At 73.9% G+C, this 15,928-nt stretch carries 11 protein-coding genes; 6 read left to right on the plus strand and 5 right to left on the minus strand.

Going from position 1 to position 15,928, the window contains the following annotated elements:
- Positions 1-77 precede the first annotated feature (77 nt).
- A complete protein-coding gene (gene scy, locus ACHFIV_RS05180; RefSeq protein WP_398964034.1) occupies positions 78-3,872 on the minus strand; it encodes a polarized growth protein Scy in 3,795 nt (1,264 codons plus the stop codon).
- A 237-nt stretch (positions 3,873-4,109) separates the two neighbouring features.
- Positions 4,110-4,538: a methylmalonyl-CoA epimerase gene (gene mce / locus ACHFIV_RS05185; RefSeq protein WP_398964036.1), complete on the minus strand. Its 429-nt coding sequence runs from the start codon at positions 4,536-4,538 to the stop codon at positions 4,110-4,112.
- 135 nt (positions 4,539-4,673) lie between these two features.
- Here mce and ACHFIV_RS05190 point away from each other — a divergent pair, with 135 nt between their 5' ends.
- The 4 genes from ACHFIV_RS05190 (at position 4,674) to ACHFIV_RS05205 (ending at position 11,597) form a co-directional block, all read left to right on the plus strand.
- Positions 4,674-5,876 carry an acetyl-CoA C-acetyltransferase gene (locus ACHFIV_RS05190; RefSeq protein ID WP_398964039.1) on the plus strand — a complete coding sequence of 401 codons (1,203 nt, stop codon included), beginning with the start codon at positions 4,674-4,676 and terminating at the stop codon, positions 5,874-5,876.
- Positions 5,877-5,907: 31 nt separating this feature from the next.
- Positions 5,908-6,870 carry a methylmalonyl Co-A mutase-associated GTPase MeaB gene (gene meaB / locus ACHFIV_RS05195; protein ID WP_398964042.1) on the plus strand — a complete coding sequence of 321 codons (963 nt, stop codon included), beginning with the start codon at positions 5,908-5,910 and terminating at the stop codon, positions 6,868-6,870.
- A gap of 150 nt (positions 6,871-7,020) precedes the next feature.
- Positions 7,021-9,378, plus strand: coding sequence for a protein kinase domain-containing protein (locus ACHFIV_RS05200; protein ID WP_398964045.1), 2,358 nt, complete (start codon positions 7,021-7,023; stop codon positions 9,376-9,378).
- Positions 9,375-11,597, plus strand: a complete 2,223-nt coding sequence (locus tag ACHFIV_RS05205; RefSeq protein ID WP_398964048.1) for a protein kinase domain-containing protein — start codon at positions 9,375-9,377, stop codon at positions 11,595-11,597. Before ACHFIV_RS05200 ends, ACHFIV_RS05205 begins: the two co-directional genes overlap by 4 nt.
- Positions 11,598-11,632: 35 nt before the next feature.
- On the opposite strand, the gene ACHFIV_RS05210 is transcribed toward ACHFIV_RS05205, so the two are convergent.
- The gene (locus ACHFIV_RS05210; protein WP_398964051.1) at positions 11,633-12,304 is read right to left on the minus strand and encodes a PepSY domain-containing protein; all 672 of its coding nucleotides are present in this window, start codon (positions 12,302-12,304) and stop codon (positions 11,633-11,635) included.
- A 128-nt stretch (positions 12,305-12,432) separates the two neighbouring features.
- Here ACHFIV_RS05210 and ACHFIV_RS05215 point away from each other — a divergent pair, with 128 nt between their 5' ends.
- Both ACHFIV_RS05215 and ACHFIV_RS05220 read left to right on the plus strand, forming a co-directional pair.
- Positions 12,433-13,092 carry a response regulator transcription factor gene (locus ACHFIV_RS05215; protein ID WP_398964053.1) on the plus strand — a complete coding sequence of 220 codons (660 nt, stop codon included), beginning with the start codon at positions 12,433-12,435 and terminating at the stop codon, positions 13,090-13,092.
- A complete protein-coding gene (locus ACHFIV_RS05220) occupies positions 13,089-14,537 on the plus strand; it encodes a sensor histidine kinase (RefSeq protein ID WP_398964056.1) in 1,449 nt (482 codons plus the stop codon). Before ACHFIV_RS05215 ends, ACHFIV_RS05220 begins: the two co-directional genes overlap by 4 nt.
- 12 nt (positions 14,538-14,549) lie before the next feature.
- On the opposite strand, the gene ACHFIV_RS05225 is transcribed toward ACHFIV_RS05220, so the two are convergent.
- Both ACHFIV_RS05225 and ACHFIV_RS05230 read right to left on the minus strand, forming a co-directional pair.
- The gene (locus tag ACHFIV_RS05225) at positions 14,550-15,026 is read right to left on the minus strand and encodes a MarR family winged helix-turn-helix transcriptional regulator (protein ID WP_398964059.1); all 477 of its coding nucleotides are present in this window, start codon (positions 15,024-15,026) and stop codon (positions 14,550-14,552) included.
- 96 nt (positions 15,027-15,122) lie between these two features.
- Complete coding sequence (locus tag ACHFIV_RS05230) at positions 15,123-15,926, minus strand: AIM24 family protein (protein ID WP_398964234.1); 804 nt, start codon at positions 15,924-15,926, stop codon at positions 15,123-15,125.
- Between the last annotated feature and the right edge of the window lie 2 nt (positions 15,927-15,928).

Here is a 15,928-nt window from a genome sequence, read left to right on the forward strand (position 1 = left end):
ACACCCCTTTTGAGTGGCTGCCCCCCGGAGTGCTTGCGACCCGAAGGGTTGAATGTTCATGGCGAACAGGTGAGCGGCTACCCGTCCGACGACTTGCCCCCGGACCGGTTCCCCGCCGCCGCGCCGGCCTTGACGCCCCCCGCGCCACCCCCCGACGACTTGCCCGTTCCGCCCGGAGCCTCGAAGGACTCCAACGCCTCCAGGACGTCCTGGACACGGGAGATCTCCGTATTGATGTCCTCACGCCTGCGGACCAGCAGGTCCAGCTCGCGACGGCCCTCGTCGACCATCTGCTTCGCCTCCGCCTCGGCGTCCGCGCGCAGTTTCTCGGCCGCCCGGGTCAGCTCGGCCTTCTTGGTCTCGGCCTCCTTGAGCAGCGACTCGGCACGCTTCACGGCGGCGATACGGACCTTGCTCGCCTCCGAACTGGCGTCCGCCAGCAGCTCCTTGGCCTTGGCCTCCGCCTCCGCCCGCTGCTCCGTCGCCGCCTTCATCAGCTTGTCGACGCGCTCACCCGCGGTCTTCATCTGCTCGGAGGTCTCGCGCCGGGCCCGCTCGTGCAGTTCCTCGATCTCGCTCTCGATCCGGGCCCTGAGCTCCTCCGCCCGTTCCCGGGTGGCGGTGGCGTCCCGGCGTGCGCCGACGAGCAGTTCGTCCGCGTCCGTACGGGCCCGCTCCACCAGGGTGTTGCCCTCGACCGTCGCCTCCGAGGTGATCCGGACGGCCTCGTTACGGGCGGCCCCGACCATCCTGTCGGCCTGCTCCTCGGCCTCGGTGGCGGCGCGCAGCGCCTCCTCCTGGGCCTTGCCGACGAGCTGGTCGGCCTGTTCGGCGGCGTCGGCACGGCGCTTCGCCGCGGCCTCGCGCGCCTCGTCCAGCAGCCGGTCCGCCTCCTGACGGGCCTCCGCGCGCACCTGCTCCGCCGCGGATTCGGCGTCGGCACGCATCCGCTCCGACTCCTCGCGGGTGCGGGCCGCGTGTTCCTGGGCCGAACCGAGGGTCCGCGCCGCCTCCGCCCGCAGCCGCTCCGCCTCGTCCGTCGCCTCCTGGAGGAAGCGTTCCGACTGCTCGGTGGCCTCGGTGCGGACCCGCTCGCTCTCGCTCGCCGCCTCCGCCATGAGCCGGTCGGCCTGCGCCGCCGCCTCGGAACGGATCCGGTTGGCGTCCTCCCTGGCCTCGGCGCGGGCGCGCGAGGCGTCCTGCTCCGCCGACGCGAGGGCGTCGGACACCTCCGTGCGGACCCGCTGGCTGTACTCCGAGGTGTCGGAGCGCAGCTTCTCCGACTCGGCGACGGCCTCGGCGACGGTCCGCTCGGCCAGGGCCTTCGCGGCCTCCGACTCCTCGTGCGCGACCCGGCGGACGCGGTTGGCGTCCTCGGTGGCCCGCTCGCGCTCGGCGTAGGCGTCGGACCTGACCCGGTCCGCCTCCTCCTGGGCCTCGGTCCTCGTCCGCTCCGCCGCGTGCTCGGCGGCGGAGCGCAGCCCGGCGATCTCCTCCTCGGCCTGCTCCTGCAGCCCGGCGACGGAGTCCCGCACCTGCTGGGCGGTCTGCTCGGCCGCGGACACCAGCTCGGTGGCCCGGCTCTCCGCCTCCTCGACCAGCCGCCGGGCCTCGGCCTGGGCCTCGTCGACCCGCTTGCGCGCGGAGGCCAGGAGCTCCTCGCTCTGCTCGCGCGCGCGCTCACGCTCCTGCTCCGCCTCGGCGCGCGCGGAGCCGAGTACCTCCTCGGCGGCACGGCGGCGCCGGTGCGCCTCCTCCTGGGCGGCGGCCAGAGCCTCGGCGGCCTCCGTGCCGACCCGCTCGGCGGCGGCCGCGGCCTCGGCGCGCACCCGGTCGGCGCTCTCCTGCGCCTCGCTCTTCAGCCGCTCGGCCTCGGCGGCGGCCTCGCTGCGCAGCCGCACGGCGACGGACTCGCCCTCGGCGCGCGACTGCGCGGCGTCGGCGGCGGCCTCGGTGCGGAGGCGGTCGGCCTCCGTCGTCGCCTGCTCCTGGAGCACACGGATCCGCTCGGCGGCCTCCGCACGCAGCCGCTCGGACTCCTCGCTCGTCTCGCGGCGGATCCGCTCCGCCTCCGCGCGCGCCTCGCCGAGCGCCTCCTCCGCGGAGGCGACCCGGGACTCGGCCTCGGTGTGCAGCCGGGCCAGCTCCTCGGCGGCCTCCGACCTGCGGGCCTCGACCCCGCGCTCGGTCTCCTCGCGCAGCGCCTCGGCCGCCGCCTCCGCGGCGGCGGTCAGGGCGGTGGCCTGCTCCTCGGCGTCGGCACGAAGCTTCTCCGCCTCGACGCGGCTGCGCTCCAGCGCCTCCTCGGCCTGCTTGCGCAAAGTGGCCGCGCGCTCGGCCGCCTCGGTCCTGACACGCTCGCTCTCGGCGCTCGCGGAGGTCCGCAGCTCCTCGGCGTCGGCCTTGGCCTTGGTGAGCAGCTCCTCGGCGGTGCGGGCGCCCTCCTCGAGCTGCTGGACGGCCTCGCGGCGCGCCTCGCCGCGGATCCGCTCGCCCTCGGCCACAGCCTCGGAGCGCAGCTGCTCGGCCTCGCCGCGGAGCCGGCGGGCCTCCTCCTGCAGCTCGACGGTCTTGGCCCGGTACTCCTTGGTGTCGTCCTTGGCCGCGCCCTTGAGCTGGTCGGCCTGCTCGGCGGCCTCACCACGCAGCCGGTCGGCCTCGGCCTCCGCCTCGCGGCGGATCCGGTCGGCCTCCTCGCCCGCCGCCCTGGTGGTGGACCTGGCGTCGTCGGAGGCCTTGGTCAGGACCTCCTCGGCACTGCGGGCGGCCTTCGCGAGCTGGGCCGCGGACTCCTCGGCGGCCAGGGTGCGGGCCTTCTCGGCGGCCTCGGCCACCACCCGCTCGGCCTCCGCCCGGGCGTCGACGAGCGCGCGCTCGGCCTCTTCCTTGAGCGTCTCGGCCTGCTTCGTGGCCTCGCCGACCAGCCGGGCGATCTCGGACCTGGCCGTACGGGTGCGCTGCTCGTTCTGCGACTCGGCGCCGGCCAGCCGCTTGACTGCGGCCTCCTTCGCCTCGGCGAGGACCTTCTCGGCCTCCAGCCTGGCCTCGCGCAGCCGGGTCTCGGCCTCCTGCATGCGCTGCTCGGCGGTCCGGTTCAGCTCCGCGGTCTGCTGCCGCGTCTGCTCGGTCTCGGCGGTGGCCGTCGTCCGCAGCTGCTCGGCGTGACTCGTGGCCTCCTGCGCCTGCGTGGAGGCGGCGCCCAGGAGCCGCTCGGCGTCCCTGCGGGCCCGCAGCAGCGTGGCCTCCGCCTCGGCGCGGGCCGCCTCCGCCTCGGAGTTGAGGCGCCGGCGGGTCTCGTCGGCGAGCCGGGCCGCCTCGGAGCGGGCGGCGGCCAGTGACTGCTCGGCCTCCGCGCGCGACTCGTCCAGGAGGCGGCGGGCCTGCGACTCGGTCCTGGCCCGCAGCTGCTCGGCCCAGGCGACGTTCTCGTTGACGTGGGACTCGACGGTCTGCCGGCGTTCGGCCAGTTCCTGGTCGAGCCGCTGACGCCGCTGCACGGCTTCGGCGTGCAACTCCGCCTGGAGCCGGGCCTGGTGCTCGGCGTGCTCCTGCAGGATCCGCTGTGTCTGCGCCCTGGCCTCACGCAGTTCGCGCTCGGCGTCCGTGCGCAGCTGGTCGGCCTGGATCTGGGCGTTGCGGAGCATCTGTTCGGCCTGGTAGCCGATGTCCGCGCTGTCGTGTGCGGGACGGGTCGCCAGATTGCGCCGCGCCTCGTGCAGCTTGGCGCGCAAGACCTCGACCTGGTAACCGAGGTCCTCGGCGTGCTGGACGGCCTTCTCCCGGTCGGTCCTCAGCCGGTCCATCTCGGCTTCGAACCGCGAGAGATGGTCGTCGTCAGCTCGGTGGCTCTGCTGGCTCTCGTAGCCCCGCACTGCGCGGTCCCATCCTTCCCCGAGCTCTCAATTTCCCCAGCTCTCGACTTCGTTCGAGCAGGGGATGCCCACTGAGCAGGGGAGGCCCCGACCCTGTCGCAATTCTCCATACGAGTACCGCTCGCCGGCGAGCGGTTCCCTGGGGAATGGTGACAGATGAACGGCGGGGACGCGGCACGGCCCCGACCCGGCCCCGGCCCGGAACCGCCCACTCTACCGGCCCGGGTGAGGGCCGGGTCAGTGCTCCGGCGCCGAGGTGACCAGTTCGGTCAGTACACCGTGGCAGTCCTTGGGGTGGAGGAAGGTGATCCTGGAGCCCATCGACCCGGTCCTGGGCTCGTCGTACAGCACCCGGACGCCCTTCCCCCGGATGTCCGCGGCGTCCCCGTCGACGTCCGCGGTCCCGAAGGCGATGTGGTGCACGCCCTCACCGTTCTTCGCCAGCCACTTGCCGACCGCCGAGTCCTCACGGGTCGGTTCGAGGAGCTGGAGGTAGGAAGCCCCGCCGTCCGAGGTGTCGTTGATCTTCAGCATCGCCTCCCTGACACCCTGCTCCTCGTTGATCTCGGAGTGGTGCACTTCGAAGCCGTAGGTCGCACGGTAGAACTCCACCGTCTTGTCGAGGTCGAAACAGGCGATTCCGATGTGGTCGATTCGCGTCAGCATGGAACCAGTGCAGCGCCCCGGGGATGGTTACGCAACGTGCGCGCGATCACACCCACTGCCGGATGACGGGCGCCGTACCGCTCAGTACATTCAGGTAAACCCTCGTTCACAACCGATCCCAAGGGGCTGCGCCTCATGTCAGGAACGACCGGAACCACCTCAGTGATCGTCGCGGGTGCGCGGACGCCCATGGGCCGTCTGCTCGGCTCGCTGAAAAGCTTCTCCGGAGCCGACCTCGGAGGCGTGGCCATCAAGGCGGCGCTGGACCGGGCCGGGATCGGCGGGGACCAGGTCCAGTATGTGATCATGGGCCAGGTGCTCCAGGCCGGGGCAGGGCAGATCCCGGCACGCCAGGCGGCCGTCAAGGCCGGAATCCCGCTGAACGTCCCCGCGCTCACCGTCAACAAGGTGTGCCTGTCGGGACTCGACGCGATCGCCCTGGCGGACCAGCTGATCCGCGCCGGCGAGTTCGACGTCGTGGTGGCCGGCGGCCAGGAGTCCATGACCAACGCCCCGCACCTGCTCCCGAAGTCCCGCGAGGGCTACAAGTACGGTGCCGTCGAGATGCTCGACTCGATGGCCTACGACGGCCTGACGGACGCCTACGAGAACATCCCGATGGGCGAGTCCACCGAGAAGCACAACACCCGCCTGGGCCTGGCCCGCGCGGAACAGGACGAGATCGGGGCCCTGTCCCACCAGCGCGCCGCCGCCGCCCAGAAGAACGGCATCTTCGAGGCCGAGATCACCCCCGTCGAGATCCCGCAGCGCAAGGGCGACCCGGTCCTCTTCTCCAAGGACGAGGGCATCCGTCCCGAGACGACCGCCGAGTCCCTCGGCAGGCTGCGCCCCGCCTTCACCAAGGACGGCACGATCACCGCGGGTACCTCCTCGCAGATCTCCGACGGCGCCGCCGCGGTCGTCGTCATGAGCAAGGCCAGGGCTGAGGAGCTGGGCCTGGACTGGATCGCCGAGATCGGCGCCCACGGCAACGTGGCGGGTCCGGACAACTCGCTCCAGTCGCAGCCGTCGAACGCCATCAGGCACGCCCTGAAGAAGGAGGGCATCGGCGTCGAGGACCTGGACCTGATCGAGATCAACGAGGCCTTCGCGGCCGTCGCGGTCCAGTCGATGAAGGACCTCGGCGTCACCTCCGACAAGGTCAACGTGAACGGCGGCGCGATCGCGCTCGGCCACCCGATCGGCATGTCGGGCGCCCGTGTGGTGCTGCACCTGGCGCTGGAGCTGAAGCGGCGCGGCGGCGGCACCGGGGCTGCGGCGCTGTGCGGCGGCGGTGGCCAGGGCGACGCGCTGATCATCCGCGTACCGGGCAAGTAGCGGACCGTACGAGCGAGCGAGGAGGCCGAGCGTGAAGGTGGACGTCCCCACCCTGGTCGAGCAGGCGCGTGAGGGCAGGCCGCGTGCGGTGGCCCGGCTCATCTCCCTGGTGGAGGGAGCGTCGCCGCAGTTGCGCGAGGTGATGGCCGCCCTGGCTCCGCTCGCGGGGCACGCGTACGTCGTCGGCCTGACCGGATCGCCGGGTGTCGGCAAGTCGACCTCGACCTCGGCGCTGGTCTCCGCCTACCGCAAGGCCGGCAAGCGCGTCGGGGTCCTGGCGGTCGACCCGTCGTCCCCGTTCTCCGGGGGCGCGCTGCTCGGGGACCGGGTCCGGATGTCGGACCACGCCTCGGACCCCGGGGTCTACATCCGCTCGATGGCCACCCGCGGTCATCTGGGCGGCCTCGCGTGGTCGGCACCGCAGGCGATCCGGGTGCTGGACGCGGCGGGCTGCGACGTGATCCTCGTGGAGACGGTGGGGGTGGGCCAGTCGGAGGTGGAGATCGCCTCCCAGGCCGACACCTCCGTCGTCCTCCTCGCCCCCGGCATGGGCGACGGCATCCAGGCGGCGAAGGCCGGAATCCTGGAGATCGGCGATGTGTACGTCGTCAACAAGGCCGACCGGGACGGTGCGGACGCCACCGCCCGCGAGCTGAACCACATGCTGGGCCTGGGTGAGTCCCGGGGGCCCGGCGACTGGCGGCCGCCGATCGTGAAGACGGTCGCCGCCCGGGGTGAGGGCCTGGACGAGGTGGTCGAGGCCCTCGAGAAGCACCGGGCGTGGATGGAGGAGCACGGGGTCCTGGCCGAGCGGCGCACGGCGCGCGCGGCCCGCGAGGTCGAGACGATCGCCGTCACCGGGCTCCGGGAGCGGATCGCCGATCTGCACGGCGACCGCCGGCTGGACGCGCTGGCGGAGCGGATCGTGGCCGGAGCCCTGGACCCCTACACGGCCGCCGACGAGCTGGTCGCGGGACTCACCGGCGAGGACTGACGAGCTCCCGGGCGGCGTGCGGGCCGCCCGGGAACCGTCGCCGCCCGCTCGGTGAGGGGCCGCGATTCCCACCTGACGGGCCGTGAGAACATGCGCCACGGCGGGGCGCGCGCGGTGCGCGTCCCGGGTCGTGGAACCCCGGGGGGACGCATGCTGGAGCCGTTGCGGGAGGACTCGCCGAGACGCATAGGGCCGTACGCCGTCCTTGCCCGTCTCGGTGCGGGCGGCATGGGTGAGGTCTTCCTGGGCCTGCGGGACGGTCCCGGCCCCGAGCCGGACGGCAGTCCCGTCGCCGTGAAGACGGTCCGCCGGGACGTCGCCCAGGATCCCGGTTTCCGGCAGCGGTTCCGCCGTGAGATCGCCGTCGCCCGCTCGGTGACCGGACCCGCCCTCGCCCCCGTCCTGGACGGCGACGCCGAGGCGGACGTGCCGTGGCTGGCCACGGGTTACGTCGCGGGGCCGACTCTCTCCGCCGCCGTCCGCCGGTCGGGCGCGCTGGGCGAGGAGGAGGTCCGGATGCTCGGCGCGGAGCTCGCCCGGGCCCTGGAGACCGTCCACGCGGCGGGTGTCGTGCACCGGGACGTGAAGCCCGGCAACGTCCTCCTCGCCGCCGGCGGGCCGCGCCTGATCGACTTCGGGATCGCCCGTGGCGCGGGCGCCGCCCAGCTCACCACCACCAGCCGCATGGTCGGCAGCCCCGCCTTCATGTCACCCGAGCACGTGGCGGGCAGCGGACGCGTCGTGCCCGCCTCCGACGTCTTCTGCCTCGCGTCCCTCCTGTGTTTCGCCGCCACCGGCCGCGACCCGTTCGGTGACGGTCCCGTCGCCGCCGTGCTGTACCGGGTGAAGTACGTCGAGACCGACCTCGACGGGGTGCCCGGCGCCCTGAGGGCGGTCCTCCAGGACTGCCTGGTGGCCGACCCCTCCGCCCGCCCCACGCCCGCCGTTCTCGCCGCCCGCCTCGCACCCGAGGGCTCGGTGCGCTGGCCCGCCCCGGTCACGGCCCACATCGCCGGGTACGAGCGGGAACTCGCCTCCCTGCGGGCACTGGGCGGGCCGCTCCTGCCCCTCCGCACGCCGACCCAGGGGGCCGCGGGCGCCGCGACGCCGGCCGGTCAGCGACCCACCCCGGGACCCGGTGCGACACCGGTGGACCAGCTGCCCACGCAGGGCCCCGGGCTGCCGCCCGAGGCCGCCCCGGGCCGTCCCTCCCGCCGTCGCCGCCTCCTGGGCGCCGCCGTGGCCGCCGTCGTCGTCGCGGCGGCCGTCACGGGGGCCCTGCCGGCCCTGTGGGACGGCGGCGAGGACGGGGGCGGCCCGCGAGGGACCACCCCCGCGCAGGCCGGGCCCACCGGCTGGAAGCCGTGGCACGCCACCTTCGCCGGCACCCCGCTCGGCTGCGCGGCCGGCCAGGACGTGGTGGTCTGCCGCACGGCCGACGGGGGCTACGAGGCGCTCTCCTCGGCCGACGGCGGGAAGCGCTGGGACTTCGCCTCGGTCGAGGAGCCGGGGGACGGGGATGCCCGGATCAGCCCCAGCGGTCAGTTCTTCATGCCGGGCGGTTCCACCCTCCCCCTGGTCCACGAGGACTCGGTCTACTTCGCCACCGGCAACCGGCTCCTGGCCGTCGACGCCGGAACCGGAGGGACCCGATGGGAGGTCCGCGCCGGCGGTGCCCACATGCCGCAGAGTTCACCGCAGGCCGCGGACGGGCTGGTCTTCGCCGCCGGCGGCGACCTGCCCGAAGGGTCCGGGCTCGCCGCCTTCGACGTCCGGGACGGCACGGAGAAGTGGCGCAGACCGCTCGCCGGCGACGGCCTGTCGAAGGCCGAGAGGGGCGATTTCTGGCCACTGGGCGCCCGCGACGGGGTGCTCTACGCGAGCGACGAGAACGGCCTGCGGGCCTTCCGCGCCGAGGACGGCAAGGAACGGACCGCCGGATGCCCCCGGGAGACCCCGGCCGACCTCGCTGTCCACTGCGTGCGATCCGGGGACGGAACCGGTGAGGAGGACCCGCCGCCCGGAGTCGGCGAGGACGCGGCCGTGGTCGCGGAGACGGACCGCCTGACCGTGTACAGGACGGGGAACGCCGAGGGCGGGGCCGCGGACGGGCCGGGCGCGGGCGAGGCGCGAGAACCCGAGATCGTGCTCGTGCGCAGGGGCGACGGGACGGTGCTGAAGCGCTACGGCCTGGGCAAGGACGCCGAGGCGCGGAAGAAGAACCCGGTCTCGGCCCCGGTCGTGGCCGACGGCACCCTCCTCTGGGCGGACACCGGCGCACTCACCAGCGTCGAGCTGGGTGACGGGGACACGCCGGGGCCGCTGCGCCGCACCCCGATCGCGGACGTGCCCGTCCCCGCTGTGGAGGAGCCGTACGACCCCGACTTCGGGATCGCGCTGGGCAAGGAGAACAGGCCGCCGGAGGTCTTCCCGGCCGGCGGGGTCGTCCACATCGTCTACCGCCACGGCTTCGCCGTCTCCCTCGCGCTGCCCGGACGGAGCTCATGATCGAGCCACTTCTCCCCGGCGGCCGCACCCGCGTCGGCCCCTACCGGCTCCTGGGACGGCTCGGCGCGGGCGGCATGGGCGAGGTGTACCTGGCACGCGCGGACGCCGCGCCGCCCGCCGGCGCCGGCCCGTCCGCCGGGCTGGTCGCCCTCAAGACCGTGCTGCCCGGGCTCGACCTGGACGACGGCTTCCGGATCCGCTTCCGCCGGGAGATCGCGGCGGCCGGTGCCGTGCGCAGCCGTCACACCGCGGCCCTGGTGGCCGGGGACGCGACGGGTGCGGCGCCCTGGCTCGCCACCGAATACGTGCCGGGACCCTCGCTCGCCGAGGCGGTCTCCCGCGGCGGACCGCTGCCCGAAGCCGTGGTCCGCGTCCTCGGTGCGCGCCTCGCCCTGGCCCTCGCCGACATGCACGCGGTCCGGGTGCTGCACCGCGACCTGAAGCCGGGCAACGTCCTGCTGGGCGCCGACGGCCCCAAGGTGATCGACTTCGGGATCGCCCAGGCCTTCGAGGCCACCCAGCTCACCCGGACCGGGGTGGTGGTCGGCAGTCCCGGCTACATCTCGCCCGAACACGTCAACGGCTCGACCGCTCTGGTCCCGGCCTCGGACGTGTTCTGCCTCGGGGCGGTGCTGGCGTTCGCGGCGTGCGGACGCGGCCCCTTCGACGACCCCGACATGGCGGCGGTCATCTTCCGGATCGCGCACGGTGAGCCCTCGCTCGACGGCGTACCACCCGGGTTGCGGCCCGTGATCGAGCGCTGCCTCGCCACCCGTCCCGAGGACCGGCCGGTTCCGGCCGAGCTCGCTGGGCTGCTCGCGCCGGGCGGGGTCCCGGAGCCCTTCCCGTGGCACCCGGCGGTGCGCGAGCGGTGCGCGGCGCACGCGGAAGCGGCGCTGAGGTGTGCCGGGTCGGTGCCGGCGGTCCCGCCACCACCGGCCGCCCGCCCCGTGCCGCCGGAAGCTCCCGTACCCGCCCGGAGGCGTGGTCCCCTGGTGGCCGTGGCCGCGCTCGTGGTGGCCGTCGCGGCGCTCGGCGCCGTACTGCTGCCCGGGCTGCTCGACGGTGACACCCCGGCCGCCGGCCGGCCCGGGGGAGCGGCTTCCCCGTCCGCCTCCGCGGCCTCGGAGGGGCCCACGGTGGTGCCCGCGGCGGACGCCGGCCGCACCGACGACTTCGGGGCCCTCGGCGCGGACCTCTCCGCGCGCCCGGCGGGATGGAAACCCTGGACGACCGGCAAGGACGTGGGCGAGTACGGCTGCGTGCTGTCGGCGGGGACCCTGGTCTGCTCCGGCGGGCGGGGCGTCACCGCCCTCGACGCGGCGACGGGCGAAGAACGCTGGAACGTCCCGGAGAAGTCCGGCTCCCGGACCGGCACGGACGGCCGGTCGATCGCCGCGGTGGTGGACGGCACGGTCTACGCCTTCGTGCGGGACGACCTCGTCGGGCTGCGCCTGGCCGACGGCAAGGAGGTGTGGAAGCGCCCCCTGCCGGACGGCCGCCTGGGGACGGGCGCGGTGTACGCGGACGGAGTGATCTACTACGTCTCCAGGGTCGCGGGAGGCTCGGCCGGCCGACTGGTCGCCCAGCAGATCACCGGCGAGGGGAAGCCCGAGAAGTGGGGCGCCGACTACGACGAGTTCCAGTTCACCCTGCTGGCGGGCGACGGCCGGGTGGTCGCCGTGGGGAGCGACATCCGGGTCTTCGACGCGAGCTCCGGCAAGCGGCTGCCGGGCGTCGGCAAGGAGGACACGGAGTGCGGCCATCCCGTGCTCAAGGCCGGCGAGCTGATCTGCGTCGCCCGGGACGGCCTCACTGTGACCGGTCTCTCCGCTCCCGCCGCCCGGCGCACCCTGGCCCGGGGGATGGAGGGCGCGATGAAGCCCGCCGTCACGGCGGACGGCACGGTGGTGGTCTCGGCGCCCGGTGAGGTCAGGGCGTTCCGGCTCCGTGACGGCGAGGAGCTCTGGCACCACGTCGACACCCTGCTGGACGAGGCGGCGGGGAACGTGTCGGTCGTGGGCTCCAGGGCCTTCGTCCACGCGGACGTCACGGTCAGCGCCCACGAACTGGACGAGCGCGGCGCGAACCCTCCCGCCACCGGCAAGACGTTCGCGCTGCCCATCGGCGGTGCCCCGCCCTCCCTGATCGCCGTCGGCGACGCGCTGTTCCTCGCCTCGCCCGACGACGGCACGGTCCTGTCCGGTATCGCCCCCTGAGGAGCACCGGACAGGACCGCCCGGGGCCCGGCGGGTCAGTCGTCGTCGTTGTTGTCGCTGTCGTTGGTGTCGTCGTTGTCGTCGTGGTCCGCGGTGACCTTGCCGCTCTTCGCGTCGACGTGCAGTTCGTGCTGCTTGCCGTCCTTGCCGTCCTTGCCGTCCTTGCCGTCCTTGCCCACGACGTCGACGTCCCACCGCAGCGCACCGCGCTCGCCCTCGGCCCCGTCGTCACCGTCGTCGTCGAGGTCCACCGACGTCACCGTGCCGGGCTGCGCCCCGAGGGCCGCCTTCACCGCCGCGTCCAGGGACACGGCCGCCGAGCGGGGCGCGTGCCGGTCGCGGTCGTCGTTGTCGTCGTCCTCGCGGTCGGACAGGACCTTGCCGTTCCGCGCGTCCACGGTCACGTCGTGCCAGACCTTGTCGGAGCCGTACACGTCGAGCTCCCAGACGGTGCGGTCGCGGTCGTCGTCGTCGAGCTCGGCACCGGTGACCGTGCCGGGGACGGACTTCAGCGCGGCGCCGACGGCCTCGTCCACGGTGAGCCGCGCGGTCCGCTGCTCCCCGGTGGCTCCGGGGGACCGCTCGGCCGCGGTCGTCCGGCCGTCCTCCCCGTTGCCGTCGGAGTCCGCGAAGGCCGCGGTCGCGGCGAGCCCGCCGCCGGCCAGTACGGCCGCGGTGAGGGTGGCGACGGCGATGTTGCGCTTCATGGTGGGTTCCTCCCGATGGGATGTGCCGGATCGTGCTGAGCGACGGGAACCACACTGGCCCGGCGATGCTGAACGCAGCCTGAAGCCACCTGAAGGCTTCTTCAGCTCCGGTTTGCGAAGCTGTCCCCATGCGCCTGTTGATCGTCGAGGACGAGAAGCGTCTCGCCACGTCCCTCGCGAGAGGACTCACCGCCGAGGGCTTCGCCGTGGACGTCGTGCACGACGGTCAGGAGGGCCTGCACCTGGCCGGCCAGGGCGTCCACGACCTCGTGGTCCTGGACATCATGCTGCCCGGCATGAACGGCTACCGGATCTGCGCCGCCCTGCGCGCGGCGGGGCACGAGATGCCGATCCTGATGCTGACCGCCAAGGACGGGGAGTACGACGAGGCGGAGGGCCTCGACACGGGCGCCGACGACTACCTGACCAAGCCGTTCTCCTACGTCGTGCTCGTCGCCCGCGTCCGGGCGCTCCTGCGCCGCCGTGGCGGTTCCGCCTCGCCGGTGCTGACCGCCGGAACGCTGCGGATGGACACCGCCGCCCGCCGGGTGCACCGTGGCGACGAAGAAGTCGCGCTCACCGCCAAGGAGTTCGCCGTCCTGGAGCAGCTGGTGCAGCGGGCCGGCGAGGTGGTCAGCAAGGCGGACATCCTGGAACACGTCTGGGACTTCGCCTACGACGGCGACCCGAACATCGTCGAGGTCTACGTCAGCACCCTGCGCCGCAAACTCGGCGCCGACTCGATCCGTACGGTGCGGGGCGCCGGCTACCGGCTGGAGGCGCCATGAGGTCCGTACGGGCCAGGGCCGCCCTGGGCGCCACCCTCGTCGTCGCCGTCGCCCTGACGGTCGCCGGACTGGCGGTCCTGGCGGTCCTGCGGGGCAATCTGACGGACAGAGCGGGCCTGGAGGCCGAAGTGGCCGCCCGGGAGGTGGCCGGGGAGCTGGCGCTGGGAACGGCGTACGCGGAGCTGGAGCCCGGCGACGAGGACACCCACCCCGTGCAGGTGACCGACGAGGCGGGGCGCGTGGTGGCCGTCTCCAAGGACCTGGAGGCCATCTCCGGGACCGGCACGTCAGGGGTCGTACCCGTGTCCCCGGCCCCGGCTCCCGGCCCGGGCGACGGAGACGACGACGATGACGACGGCGGGCACGACCCCGCACGCGGCGAGGTCTCCACCGACGCGCCGGACTTCGCGAACGGCACCGCGACCGTCGACGGCGAGACGGCGGACTACCGCTTCGCCTCGGTCGAGGCGACCACCGAGCAGGACATCACCCTGACCGTCCACGCGGGCGCCCCGCTCGCCGCCGAGCAGGAGGCCGTGAACACCGTGCGCACCTCCATGCTGACCGGGCTGCCCCTCATGCTGCTCGTCGTCGCGGGGGTGACCTGGCTGGTCACACGGCGGGCCCTGCGCCCGGTCGAGGGCATCCGGCGTGAACTGGCCGCCATCACCGCGTCCGAGGACCTCGGCCGCCGCGTCCCCGAGCCGGGCTCGCGGGACGAGATCGCGCGGCTGGCCCGCACGACCAACGAGACCCTGACCGTCCTGGAGGCCTCGGTCGACCGGCAGCGGCGTTTCGTCGCCGACGCCTCGCACGAACTGCGCAGCCCGATCGCCTCGCTCCGCACCCAGCTGGAGGTGGGTGCGGCCCACCCGGAGCTGCTGGACGTGCCCGGCGCGGTCGCCGACACGGTACGGCTCCAGGCGCTGGCCGCCGACCTGCTGCTGCTCGCCCGGCTGGACGCCGGGGAGCGGCCGGGGCTCACACCGGTCGACCTCGGCGCGCTCGTCCGTGAGGAGGTCTCCCAGCGAGCGGCGGACCGGATCCCGCCGGAGGTGTCCGTCGCGGCGGCCGGGCCACTCGAGGTGACCGGTTCACGCGGCCAGCTGGCCCGGGTGGTCGGCAACCTCCTGGACAACGCCGAGCGGCACGCCGCGCGCTCCGTCGGCGTGTGCGTGCGGGCGGACGGCGGCGACGTGCTCGTGGAGGTGACCGATGACGGGTCCGGCGTGCCCGAGGCCGAACACGACCGGATCTTCGAGCGCTTCGTGCGCCTGGACGACGCCCGCAGCCGCGACGACGGCGGGGCGGGGCTGGGTCTCGCCATCGCCCGTGACGTGGCCTCCAGGCACGGAGGCACACTCACGGTGGGTACGGCTCCGGGCGGCGGCGCGCTCTTCACCCTGCGGCTGCCCGGCCGGGAGCCGGCGGCGGGCCGGGGCTGAGAGCGGCCCGTGCTACGGCTTGCCGCGCCGGCCGCGCAGATGTTCCGCGATCGGGGTCAGCGCCGAGTGCAGTCCTGCGAGCTCCTCCGGTGAGAGCAGGTCCATGAAGTGCCTGCGCACCGACTCGACATGGTGCGGTGCGACCTTCCGCATGGTCTCGCCGCCCGCGTCCGTGAGGACCGCGAACAGTCCGCGCCGGTCCGACTCGCAGTGCTCGCGCCTGACCAGGCCGGCGTTCTCCATGCGGGTGATCTGGTGCGAGAGCCTGCTCTTGGACTGCAGGGTGGCGGAGGCGAGATCGCTCATCCGCATGCGCTGGTCGTCGGACTCCGAGAGGTTGACCAGGATCTCGTAGTCGTTCATGGTCAGGCCGAACGGCTGGAGGTCCTTCTCCAGCTGGTGTGTCAGCAGCCTGCTGACGTCCAGGTGCGTGCGCCAGGCGCACTGCTCAGCATCGGTCAGCCAGCGGGTGGCCGTCTCGGTCTCCATGTATCGATTCTACCTAAGATGTTGAAAGCCGGACGAAGTCTGGGAGTGTGACCCCGCGCACGCGCCTGCCGGACGTCACACTCCGCAGACTACCGTTCACAGCCCGAAGCGACGCTGGAGGTCCCCCAGCTGTCCGGGCATGCGGGGCGTGGAGCCGTGTTGACCGCCGGCCCCCGGTCCGCCTCCGGGCACGCCCGGCTCGTGCGGGACGGCGCCCGTCGCCTGCTCGGGCATGAGCAGTTCGGTCGACTGGAGCAGGACCGTGCCCGCCCCGACGAACTCGAACTGGTGCTCCTCGCCGGAGGTGCCGCCGATCCCGGTCAGCGCACGCAGGCCGCCCATCACGCCCCTCATGTAGCCGTGGTCGTAGTGGTGGCACGGTGAGGGGCAGTCCGCCCATCCCACCAGCGCCTGCGGGTCCACGCGCAGCGGCGGCTCCATGAAGACCACCGGGCCGTTGGACGCGGCGACGAACTTCCCCGTCCCGATCAGGGTCAGGAAGCCCGGCACGATCGACTGCTTCAGCGCCAGCGTCGGCTGGTAGGCGAGCAGGTTGCCGGACCGGATCGTCAGATTGCCGTCCTCCAGGTCGAAGGAGTTGACGTCGAAGGCCCGGTCGGCGAGGAGCATCTTGCCGCTGCCCTCGGCCACCACCCAGTCGCTCGCGTGCAGTGGGGAGTGGAAGCTCGTACGGACGAGCCGCTCGAACCGCCCGTGCCCGATGCCGTTGAAGTCGATCTGCCCGTAGTAGGCGATCATCTTGCCCTTCTGCAGGAACCACTGGCTCCCCTTGAGCTCCACGCAGAAGGTGTAGGCGTTGACGTTGTCGTCCGACGGCAGCGTCGTCGGGTCGAAGGCCCCCTCGGGCCCGGCGCCCGTGGCGGGGCCCCGATCCGGCATGC

This window comes from Streptomyces sp. ALB3, from assembly GCF_044385685.1.
GTDB lineage: Bacteria > Actinomycetota > Actinomycetes > Streptomycetales > Streptomycetaceae > Streptomyces.